Origin of the sequence: Enterovirga sp. (assembly GCF_028290205.1) — a bacterium.
Lineage (GTDB): Bacteria > Pseudomonadota > Alphaproteobacteria > Rhizobiales > Beijerinckiaceae > Enterovirga.
This window is the reverse complement of record NZ_JAQGKF010000109.1, coordinates 1-10,285: the sequence shown is the minus strand read 5'-3', so window position 1 is coordinate 10,285 and position 10,285 is coordinate 1. Positions and strand designations below refer to the sequence as shown.

Here is a 10,285-nt window from a genome sequence, read left to right as displayed (position 1 = left end):
GGCCTTACCCTGATCCGGGCCGCCGAATCCCTCGGGCTCCTCGACGCTCTGCGCGGCAGCCGTCTTCCGTCCGTGGCGGAACCCGTCCGCAGCGCGCCCGGGACCGTGCAGCGCTCGGCCGAACCCGTCCTCCCGGCCGGCAAGCAGGACCTCGCGCCACCCCGCCCGGACGTGCCCCGCCAGGCCCGAACGGGTTTTGCCGCCGCCAATGCCCGCGTGCAGGCCCGGCTCCGCGCCTGCCAGCAAACCTGCGCGGCCACGGCTAGTCCGGCCGGCTCGCCGGGCCAGGGTGGACGTGCCGCCCCCGGCCGAACCGTGTCGGCGCGAAACGGCGCATCCGATGCCGGGCTCGCGACCGCCTCGCTGGTCAGAGCCGGGCATCCGAGTTCCTGCCCGTGCGGCGGAGGCGGGGACATCGGCCGCAGCTTGCCGGGCGCTGCGGACCCGACGCTGCGGACAGGGGCGGTCGCGGTGCCGGCGAAGGAGAAGGCCAGGGTTCCGGCCGCAACCGGCCGCGCTGCGCCTCGCGCCCAGGGTTTCGCCCACGTGCGACCTGGCCAGGTGCCGTCCCGGGGGGACGCGACCCCGCGCCGAGCGGAACGGCGGGACACGGCTGGCCTCGAGGGCGCGTTTACGGAGGTGCTGCCCCCGGCCGGCTCAGCCGCGGGCGTGCGGGCCTTTCAGGTGCGACCCGACGCCGGGCGCCCCGACCCATCGGGGGCGCGGATCATCGTGGTCCGCTGACCGGGCCGCCGGCGGCTGTCGCCGGCGCGGCAGATCTCACCCGCGCGGGAATTCCAATCCCATCTCGCGGTAGCGGGCGGGATCGTCACCCCAGTTCTCGCGCACCTTCACGAACAGAAACAGATGCACCGGCGTTTCCGCCACTTCGGCGATGTCGCGGCGGGCCGCCTGGCCGATGGACCTGATGGTCTGGCCGCCCTTGCCCAGCACGATCTTGCGCTGGCTGTCGCGCTCCACAAAGATCGTCTGCTCGATCCGGACGGAGCCGTCCGGCCGCTCCTGCCACTGGTCCGTTTCGACGGTGGACTGATACGGCAGCTCTTCGTGCAGCCGCTCGTAGATCTTTTCGCGCGTGATCTCGGCCGCCAGCATGCGCAGGGGCGCGTCCGAGATCTGGTCCTCGGGATAGAGCCACGGACCGGCCGGCATGCGGGCCGCGAACTCGCTCCGGAGGTCGTCCACCCCGTCCCCGGTCAGGGCCGAGACCATGAAGGTGCGCTCAAAGGCGAGCCTCTCGTTCAGGGCCGCGGTCAGCGCCAGCAGCTTTTCGCGAAGCACCAGGTCGATCTTGTTCAGCACCAGCATGCGGGGCCGCCGCACGGCCGCGAGCTTGGCGATGATCGCCTCGGCCTCGTCGTCGAGCCCGCGCCGCACGTCGATCAGCAGCGCGACCACGTCGGCATCGCCAGCCCCGCCCCAGGCGGAGGTTACCATGGCCCGGTCGAGACGGCGCTTGGGCTGGAAGATGCCGGGCGTGTCCACGAACACGATCTGGGCCTGGCGCTGGATGGCGATGCCGCGGATCAGGGCCCGGGTCGTCTGGACCTTGCGGGACACGATGGACACCTTGGAGCCGACCAGGGCGTTCAGCAGGGTCGACTTGCCGGCATTGGGGGCGCCGATCAGGGCCACGAAGCCGCAGCGCGTCCCCTCCCGGGCGTCGGATGCGGAATCCTCAGACATGTGATTGTGCTCCCGCAAGGTCCTGGACCGATGCGACGTGAAGTCCTTCCCGCCGCAGCACGGCCGCGGCGGCCGCCTGTTCGGCGGCGCGGCGTGAACTGCCCTGCCCGGTCGCGTCCGGAAGCCCCTCGACCCGGGCCGCGACCTCGAAATTCGGGGCGTGGTCGGGGCCGGTCCGGTGAACGATGCTGTAGGTGGGCGGCGGCAGGCCGAGGCTCGCAGCCCATTCCTGGAGCTGCGTCTTCGGATTGGACGGCAATTCCGACTGGTCGGCGAGCCGCGGCCCGAATCCGCGCAGCACGACATCGCGCGCCGCCTCCCAGCCGCCGTCCAGGAACACCGCCCCGATCACGGCCTCGCAGGCGTCGGCCAGGATGGAAGGGTTGCGCCGCATGGCCCCGCTCGCGCCGCCGCCCAGCTTCAGATGGGGGCCGAGGTCCCAGGCCGTCGCCACCAGCGCGCAGGTCTCGCGGCGGACGAGGTCGGCGAGGCGCCGCGACAGGTCGCCCTCGCTGGCCCCCGGATAGCGCCCCATCAGAAGATCGGCAGCCGCGAGGCCGAGCACGCGGTCGCCCAGGAATTCCAGGCGCTGGTAGGTCGGTCCGCCCGTCGGGCTGCTGGCGTGGGTCAGCGCCTCGTCCGGCAGCGTCCGGTCCCGGAACGTGTAGCCGATCCTGACCTCGAGAGCGACCAGCTCCGCGTTTCGGCGCGCCATGTGTTCAGCGGATGACGTTGAGGAGGCGGCTCCAGCGCACCGTCCAGGGCCATTCCCAGACCTTCCACGCGGAGGCGTTTTCGTCGATCGAGAAGAAGATGATCTCGGCGCGGCCGACGAAATTCTCGAACGGCACGGCACCGACGCTCTGCTCGTCGCGGGAATCGGTCGAGTTGTCCCGGTTGTCGCCCATCATGAAGAAGGTGCCGGGCGCGACCGTGTAGACGTTGGTGTTGTCCCAGTAGCCGGTGTCGCCGTCGCGCTCGATCACCCGGTGGCTGACGCCGCCCGGCAGGGTCTCGAGGTATTGCGGCACGCTGGCCCGGCGCCCGTAGGGATCGGTGGTGACGTAATCCTCGACGCGGCGGCGCTCGACGGCCTTGCCGTTGATGTGCAGCACGCCCTCGATCATCTGGATGCGGTCGCCTGGCAGCCCGATCACCCGCTTGATGTAGTCGGTGGAGTTGTCCTTGGGCAGCTTGAACACGGCGATGTCGCCGCGCTTCGGCTCGGCCGACCAGATCCGGCCGTTGAACAGCGGCGGGCTGAACGGGATCGAGTGTTTCGAATAGCCGTAGCTGTATTTGGAGGTGAACAGGTAATCGCCAACGAGCAGCGTCGGAACGAGCGAGCCGGACGGGATGTTGAACGGCTGGAACAGCAGCGTCCGGACCACGAGGGCGATCAGGAGCGCCTGGACGACGACCTTGACGGTCTCGCCGAGTCCGCCTTCGTCCCGGCCTTTCACGTCCGAGCCGGTATCCGACCGCGCCATGCTGGATCCCTTCGGCCGGACCTCGCCGCACCTTTGCCGCGCTCTAGAGCATCGCCCCCCGTGCCGCAATGCGGCGCGGCTTCGCGGCGGCGGCTGCCCTCAGCCTGTCCGCGTCAGGGGCCGCGCCTCGATGACAACAAAGGCCTGCGCCAGGGGCGGATCGTCCGTGAGGGACACGTGCACCACGGCCTCGCAGCCTTCCGGCGTCATCAGCCGCAGCCGTTCGAGCGCCCCGCCGGTGAGCCGGAGCGTCGGCCGGCCGGTTGGCAGGTTCACGACCTCCATGTCGCGCCAGAACACGCCGGACCGGAGCCCCGTCCCGAGCGCCTTGGAACAGGCCTCCTTGGCGGCGAATCGGCGCGCATAGGATTCCGCCCGGCTCGCCCGGCCATCGCTGCGGGCGCGCTCCCCGGGCGTGAAGATGCGCCCGGTGAACCGGTCGCCGAACCGCTCGATCGAGCGGGCAATCCGGCGGATGTCGCAGAGGTCCGAGCCGATGCCGAGGATCATGCCGCCCCGATCCGGGCTCGGCCCCGGTCCATCGCGGCCCGCATGGCCCGCACCGCGTCCGGCAGGCCGACAAAGATCGCGGCCCCGATCAGGGCGTGGCCGATGTTCAGCTCCACCACCTCCGGAATGGCCGCGACGTCGCCGACATTCTCCTCGGTGAGGCCGTGGCCGGCGTGGATCTCCAGGCCGAGCGAGGCGCCGTGGCTCGCCGCCCGGTATAGGCGGGCCAGTTCGCGCGCCACCCGCTCGCGATCGTCCGCCAGGGCCGCCTCGGCATACGCGCCGGTATGCAGCTCGACGATGTCGGCGCCGAGGCCGGCAGCCGCCTCCATGGCGGCCGCCTCCGGTTCCACGAACAGGGAGATGCGGATCCCGGCCTCGGCGAGGTGGGGAATCACCGCGGCTAGCCGCTCGCGCCCGCCGACCAGGTCGAGGCCGCCTTCGGTGGTGCGCTCCTCGCGCTTCTCCGGCACCAGACAGGCCGCGTGCGGGCGGATGCGGCGGGCGATCTGGACCATCTCGTCGGTGGCCGCGATCTCGAAATTCAGCGGGGTCAGGATCTGCCGCTTCAGCCGCTCCACATCCTCGTCCCGGATGTGGCGGCGATCCTCGCGCAGATGCGCCGTGATGCCGTCGGCCCCGGCCATGATCGCCTCGTGCGCCGCCCGGCACGGATCCGGATAGAACCCGCCCCTGGCGTTCCGGACGGTGGCGACGTGATCGATATTGACGCCGAGGCGAAGAGGACGGGCACTCATGGGAAACTCGCGAAAGCTGGTGTCCGGCCGCGTCCGGCCCAGTTGCCCGGGCCGGCCCGCGGTCACTTGTCGTTGGTGGTGTTGAGCTCCTCCGGCCGCAGCCCCTCCTGGGCCGGACCGGCCGCGGCCGAAGCGGTCCGCACGGCGCGGGCCGCCGCGTCCAGGTGCCGGGCCGCCTCGGATGCGGCGGGACCGAGGCGGTCGGCCTCCCGCTTGGCGGCACCGATCAGGGTTGCGAGCTGGTCGAGGGTGTGCTGGGTGGTGGCCATTCGTCCTCTTAACATGCGGGCCGGGCGAGGCGAGCCTTGCGCGAACCGCCCCGCGCCGCTATGGACCCGGCTCGCGTTCGCCTCGGCTGGGGGCTGAACGGGCGGCCTCTCCCCGAATCGTCGTGGTCTGGCAGGGCTCTCGGGCCCGGCGTCCGGTGTCTCCGCCTTCGAACAACCGCTCGAGCCCTCCGGCTCGAAGGGCTTGGCGCCGACACGGACGCGCGAACCGGCTCCACCCGCCTCAGGCGGATTCCGAGCTTCCGTCGATGGTTGAACGAGGGCTCGCATGCCACTCTACGAACACGTATTCATGGCCCGCCAGGACGTGACCTCTCAGCAGGTCGAGACCATGGTGGAGCAGTATCGGGGCGTCATCGAGGCCGGCGGCGGCATCGTTGAGAAGACCGAGCTCTGGGGCATCAAGTCCCTGGCCTACCGGATCAAGAAGAATCGCAAGGCGCATTTCACGATGCTCGGCATCAACGCCCCGCCCGCGGCGGTGGCCGAGATGGAACGGCAGATGCGCATCAGCGAGGACGTGCTGCGCTTCATGACCATCAAGGTGGAGGCCTTCGAGGAAGGCCCGTCCATGATGATGCAGAAGCGTGACCGCGACGAGCGCAAGGATCGCGAGCGCCGGCGCCGCGACGAAGACGGGTACGGCGGCTACGGCGGGGCTCCGGCCGGTGCGCCGGCCGACGCCAACGAGGGAGTCTGAGCCATGGCGGCGATGGGTGGTGGTGCAGCTAGCGGCGGTGGTGCTGGTGCTGGCGGCGGCGGTGGTGGCGGCGGTGGACGCCGGCCCTTCTTCCGGCGTCGCAAGACCTGCCCCTTCTCGGGCCCGAACGCGCCCAAGATCGACTACAAGGACGTGAAGCTTCTGTCGCGCTACGTGTCCGAGCGCGGCAAGATCGTGCCGTCGCGGATCACCGCGGTTTCGGCCAAGAAGCAGCGCGAGCTGGCCCAGGCGATCAAGCGCTCGCGCTTCCTCGGCCTTCTCCCCTACGTGATTCAATAATCGCAAGCGGACCGGGCCCAGCCCGGTCCTGCCAAGACGGCCGGACGGATCCTCCGCCCGGCCGGGCGCTGGGGCGGAGCACCCGTCCCTAACCCCGTGCGGTGCACGGCGGGACAGCGAGACATGCCAGTCCACATCGCCTTGGGCCTCGGCGCGGGCATCGCGTCGGCCTTGCTGTTCGCAGTCGCCGGCGCCGGCTCGGTTCCGGCCGTCCTGCTCATGTACCTGGCGCCCCTGCCCATCCTGATTGTGGCGCTCGGCTGGCACCATCTGGTCGGCCTGTTGGCCCTGTCGGTCGGGGCGATCGCCATTTCCGTCATGATGCGACCCTCGGCCGGGCTCGCCTTCGCGCTCGGGCCTGCCCTGGCCGGCTGGGCGCTCGCCTGGCTCGCCCTGCTGCGGCAGCGCCCCGGCCCCGTGGCACCCGTGGCGTCAGAGGGCTGGCTGCCGGCCGGCCATCTCCTGTTCTGGGTCGGCATCGGCGGGGCCCTGATTGGGCTCGGCTCGCTCGCGGCCGCCACGGGCTGGGATTACGAGCGCTACCGCGACGCCCTCGAACAAACCGCCGGAGCCCTGCTGCGCCGCGAGATGCGGGGCGATCGCTCTGCGCCCCTGCCGGAGACCTTTGGCGTCGCCGGCGCGGAATTCGTGCAGGTGCTGGTTGCGCTCGCACCGGCGCTCTTGGCCAGCATGCTGACGCTGATCCTGGCCCTGAATCTCTGGCTCGCCGCGAAGGTCGTGCTGATTTCCGGCCGCCTGCTGCGGCCGTGGCCGGACGTGCCCAGCATCCGGATGCCGCTGGGCGCCCTCGGCGCCGTGGTGGCTGGCCTGGTGTTCAGCCAGTTCCAGGGCTTTCCCGGGCTGGTCGGAACCGCGGTCGCAGGCGGCCTGCTCATGGCCTTCGCGCTGCAGGGCCTCGCCCTGGTGCACGACGCGACCCGGGGCAGGCCGGCGCGCGGCCTCGTCCTGTCCCTCACCTACATGCTGACGCTCGTGCTCGGTTACCTGTTCCTGCCCGCCTTCGCGCTTGTCGGCATGCTGGACACGGCCTTGCCGATCCGGCGCGCGCTCCGGCCTCCGCCGCCCCCTCCCCCACCCTCCCGTCGAATCTGAACGAAGCTCAAGGAGTGACTCGATGAACGTGATCCTGCTCGAACGCGTGGCCAAGCTCGGCCACATGGGCGACACCGTCCGCGTCAAGGACGGCTATGCCCGCAACTTCCTGCTGCCGCGCGGCAAGGCCCTGCGGGCCAGCTCCGCCAACATGGACCGCTTCCAGAACCAGAAGGCGGAGCTCGAAGCCCACAACCTGACCCGTCGTCAGGACGCCGAGCGCGTCGGCGAGCGGCTCGACGGCAAGAGCTTCACGGTGATCCGGCAGGCCGGCGACACCGGCATGCTGTACGGCTCCGTGTCCACACGCGACCTCGCCGAGGCCGTGACGGCGGCCGGGTTCAAGGTCGGCCGTGAGCAGTTCGTCCTCAGCACGCCCGTGAAGTCCCTGGGCCTGCACACCGTGCCGGTCCAGCTCCATCCGGAGGTCGAGGTGAAGGTCACGATCAACGTAGCCCGCTCGGCGGAAGAGGCCGAGCGTCAGGCCCGCGGCGAAAGCGTTCTCGAGCGCGACGAATTCGATCTGGACGAACTCGGCCTGGAAGTCGGTGCCGCCTTGGCGGAAGCCGGCGGCGGCGACGACCGCTAACTACGCGCTCGGCGGGTCGCCTCAGGGCGGCCCGCCCGTTCCTCGGCCTCCGTCTCGCGAGGCTCCGGCGGGGCCAGGTGATTCGGGCCGCGCCCTGGTCAGGATCTCGGGCAAGGAGCCGGCCCCAGGGGCAGCGGCGCGGGGCTCTTTCCTGAGTTCACGCTATGTTCTAATGTAAAGCCCGTTCCGCCCGGGTGTTCTTTTTTCGCCCGCGGCCTGTGTGCAACGGGGAGAATGCGCCGGGGACGCGCGTGCTCCGCCGGGAATCGCGGCATGGCGGACACCGTTAACGGTTCATTCCGGACCCGAGCCCCGAGCCCATGGCCGCTGCGACCGCCCTCGTCACCCGCCTCGACACTGCGCCGCGCGAATACCGCACGCAGCCCAACAATCTCGAGGCCGAGCAGGCGCTGCTCGGGGCCATCCTGGTCAACAACGACGCCTTCTATCGCGTCTCGGACTTCCTGCTGCCCATCCACTTCTTCGAGGAGGTGCACCGGCGCGTGTTCGAGGTCGCGTCCAGCCTGATCAAGGCCGGCAAGATCGCCAACCCGATCACGCTCAAGACCTTCCTGGGTGATGTCGATCTGGGCGGCATGACCCTGCCGCAATATCTGGCCCGCCTCGCCGCCGAGGCGACCACCGTGATCAACGCGGAGGATTACGGGCGCACAATCTACGACCTCGCCATCCGGCGCAGCCTGATTGGCATCGGCGAGGAGGTGGTCAACGTCGCCTACGACGCGCCGGTGGACACCTCGCCCCGTGACCAGATCGAGACGGCGGAGCGGCGGCTCTACGAACTGGCCGAGACGGGCCGCTACGACGGCGGCTTCCAGAGCTTCTCGAACGCCCTCACGACCGCCATCGACATGGCGGCGGCCGCCTATGAGCGGGACGGCAAGCTGTCCGGCATCGCCACCGGCCTGTCCGATCTCGACCGGATGATGGGCGGCCTGCAGCCGTCGGACCTCATCATCCTGGCCGGCCGCCCCGGCATGGGCAAAACCGCGCTCGCCACCAACATCGCCTTCAACATCGCCAAGGCCTACCGGGGCGAGAAGCTGCCGGACGGCGCCACCAAGACCGTGAACGGCGGCATCGTCGGCTTCTTCTCACTCGAAATGTCGGCCGAGCAGCTCGCGACCCGTATCATCGCCGAGCAATCAGGCGTGCCGTCCTACAAGATCCGCCGCGGCGACATGCGCGAGGACGATTTTTACAAGATCACGGAAGCGGCCCGCGAGATGCAGACGCTGCCCTTCTACATCGATCAGACCGGCGGCATCTCGATCGCGCAGCTCGCCGCGCGGGCGCGGCGGCTGAAGCGCCAGCGCGGCCTCGACCTGCTCGTCGTCGACTACATCCAGCTTCTTTCGGGCTCGGCCAAGAAGGGCGAAAGCCGCGTTCAGGAGGTGACCGAGATCACCACCGGCCTGAAGGCGCTGTGCAAGGACCTGAACGTGCCGATCGTCGCCCTGTCCCAGCTCTCGCGGCAGGTGGAAAACCGGGACGACAAGCGGCCGCAGCTCTCGGACCTGCGCGAATCGGGTTCGATCGAGCAGGACGCCGACGTGGTCATGTTCGTGTTCCGCGAGGAATATTACATCAAGAACAAGGAACCGCGGATGGGCACCGAGGAGCACATCAAGTGGCAGACCGAGATGGATCTGGTGCACGGCAAGGCCGAGGTGATCATCGGCAAGCAGCGCCACGGACCCACCGGCTCCGTCGCGCTCGCCTTCCAGGCCGACGTGACGCGGTTCACCAATCTGGCCGAGGGCGATAGGCTGCCGGCGCAGTACTGATCTGAAGCAGGAGAGGCGTTTGCGGGCCGTGCTGGCGCCTGCCCGGACGAACCGTCCGGCCCCGATCCCCGGCCGCGGCCCGGCATGGTCAGCGGAGTGAACCCGCACGGGGCGGTCCTGACCGTCGATCTCGGCGCCCTGGCGGCGAATTGGCGCCGGCTGCGCGACCGTGCCGCGCCGGCGGAATGCGCCGCCGTGGTCAAGGCGGATGGCTACGGCCTGGGCATCGAGCCGGTCGGCCGCGCCTTGGCCCGGGCCGGCTGCCGCACCTTCTTCGTGGCGCATATCGACGAGGCCGCGCGGCTCCGGGCGGTTCTGGCCGAGGCCGTGATCTATGTCCTGAACGGGCTTCCGGCGGGCTCCGCCGCCCTGTACCGGGAGATCGGGGCCCGCCCCGTCCTGGGCTCCCTCGAGGAGGTGGCCGAGTGGACCGGCGGCGGCCCGGATGCGGGCCACCCTCCTCCCGCCGCCCTGCATGTCGACACCGGCATGAACCGACTCGGCTTCGACCCGGCGGGCGTGCGCGAGTTGGCACAATGCGGCCTCGTGACAGCCGGCCCCTTCGCGCTCCTCATGAGCCACCTCGCCGCGGCCGAGGATCGTCAGGACGACGTGCTCACCCGCCGGCAGGCGGCGCGCTTCGCGGAGATCCGCTCGCTCTGGCCCGACATCCCGGCCTCGCTCAGCAACTCCTCCGGCATCTTCCATCCGGACGTGCCGGGCCTCGATCTGGTCCGGCCGGGCTACGCGCTCTACGGCGGCAACCCGACCCCCGGCTCGCCGAACCCGATGCAGCCGGTGATCCGGCTGGAGGCGGAGGTGTTGCAGCTCCGGACCGTGGAGGCGGGCGAGCGCGTCGGCTATAACGGCCGCTGGACGGCACCCGGCCGACGTCGGCTCGCCACTCTCTCCTGCGGCTATGCTGACGGGTTTCCGCGCGCCAGCGGCGGCAGCGATGGGGCAGCCGCGGGCTCGGCCGGGGCCGTGCTCGCGGCCGGGCGGCTCTGCCCCGTGATCGGCCGC

12 protein-coding genes and 1 pseudogene are annotated in these 10,285 nt (G+C 70.7%); 7 read left to right on the top strand and 6 right to left on the bottom strand.

The genetic code is table 11. From position 1 onward, the window contains the following. A pseudogene (locus tag JWR86_RS07700) lies at positions 1 to 744 on the top strand (hypothetical protein); the annotation flags it as partial. A 36-nt stretch (positions 745 to 780) separates the two neighbouring features. On the opposite strand, the gene era reads toward JWR86_RS07700, so the two are convergent. The 6 genes from era to JWR86_RS07670 all read right to left on the bottom strand — a co-directional run bounded on the left by era (position 781) and on the right by JWR86_RS07670 (position 4,734). Then, on the bottom strand, positions 781 to 1,707 hold the full coding sequence (gene era / locus JWR86_RS07695) for a GTPase Era (protein WP_299563144.1): 927 nt from the start codon (positions 1,705 to 1,707) through the stop codon (positions 781 to 783). Then, positions 1,700 to 2,422, bottom strand: coding sequence for a ribonuclease III (gene rnc / locus JWR86_RS07690; RefSeq protein WP_299563141.1), 723 nt, complete (start codon positions 2,420 to 2,422; stop codon positions 1,700 to 1,702). The genes era and rnc overlap by 8 nt, the downstream gene beginning before the upstream one ends. 4 nt (positions 2,423 to 2,426) lie before the next feature. Then, positions 2,427 to 3,197: a signal peptidase I gene (gene lepB, locus JWR86_RS07685; RefSeq protein ID WP_299563138.1), complete on the bottom strand. Its 771-nt coding sequence runs from the start codon at positions 3,195 to 3,197 to the stop codon at positions 2,427 to 2,429. A gap of 99 nt (positions 3,198 to 3,296) precedes the next feature. Next, positions 3,297 to 3,707, bottom strand: a complete 411-nt coding sequence (acpS, locus tag JWR86_RS07680) for a holo-ACP synthase (RefSeq protein ID WP_299563135.1) — start codon at positions 3,705 to 3,707, stop codon at positions 3,297 to 3,299. Then, a complete protein-coding gene (locus tag JWR86_RS07675) occupies positions 3,704 to 4,465 on the bottom strand; it encodes a pyridoxine 5'-phosphate synthase (protein WP_299563132.1) in 762 nt (253 codons plus the stop codon). The genes acpS and JWR86_RS07675 overlap by 4 nt, the downstream gene beginning before the upstream one ends. A gap of 62 nt (positions 4,466 to 4,527) precedes the next feature. Then, positions 4,528 to 4,734 carry a hypothetical protein gene (locus JWR86_RS07670; protein WP_299563128.1) on the bottom strand — a complete coding sequence of 69 codons (207 nt, stop codon included), beginning with the start codon at positions 4,732 to 4,734 and terminating at the stop codon, positions 4,528 to 4,530. A gap of 286 nt (positions 4,735 to 5,020) precedes the next feature. Here JWR86_RS07670 and rpsF point away from each other — a divergent pair, with 286 nt between their 5' ends. From rpsF to JWR86_RS07640, 6 genes are all read left to right on the top strand, one after another. Next, positions 5,021 to 5,452, top strand: coding sequence for a 30S ribosomal protein S6 (gene rpsF / locus JWR86_RS07665; protein ID WP_299563125.1), 432 nt, complete (start codon positions 5,021 to 5,023; stop codon positions 5,450 to 5,452). Positions 5,453 to 5,464: 12 nt separating this feature from the next. Then, positions 5,465 to 5,752 carry a 30S ribosomal protein S18 gene (gene rpsR, locus JWR86_RS07660; RefSeq protein WP_299563147.1) on the top strand — a complete coding sequence of 96 codons (288 nt, stop codon included), beginning with the start codon at positions 5,465 to 5,467 and terminating at the stop codon, positions 5,750 to 5,752. A 123-nt stretch (positions 5,753 to 5,875) separates the two neighbouring features. Beyond that, a complete protein-coding gene (locus tag JWR86_RS07655) occupies positions 5,876 to 6,865 on the top strand; it encodes a DUF2232 domain-containing protein (protein WP_299563122.1) in 990 nt (329 codons plus the stop codon). A 22-nt stretch (positions 6,866 to 6,887) separates the two neighbouring features. Beyond that, on the top strand, positions 6,888 to 7,454 hold the full coding sequence (rplI, locus tag JWR86_RS07650) for a 50S ribosomal protein L9 (RefSeq protein WP_299563118.1): 567 nt from the start codon (positions 6,888 to 6,890) through the stop codon (positions 7,452 to 7,454). A 320-nt stretch (positions 7,455 to 7,774) separates the two neighbouring features. Further along, positions 7,775 to 9,262, top strand: coding sequence for a replicative DNA helicase (locus JWR86_RS07645; RefSeq protein WP_299563115.1), 1,488 nt, complete (start codon positions 7,775 to 7,777; stop codon positions 9,260 to 9,262). An 84-nt stretch (positions 9,263 to 9,346) separates the two neighbouring features. Next, positions 9,347 to 10,285, top strand: a 939-nt coding sequence (locus JWR86_RS07640) for an alanine racemase (RefSeq protein WP_299563112.1), incomplete at its 3' end; no start/stop codon positions are given.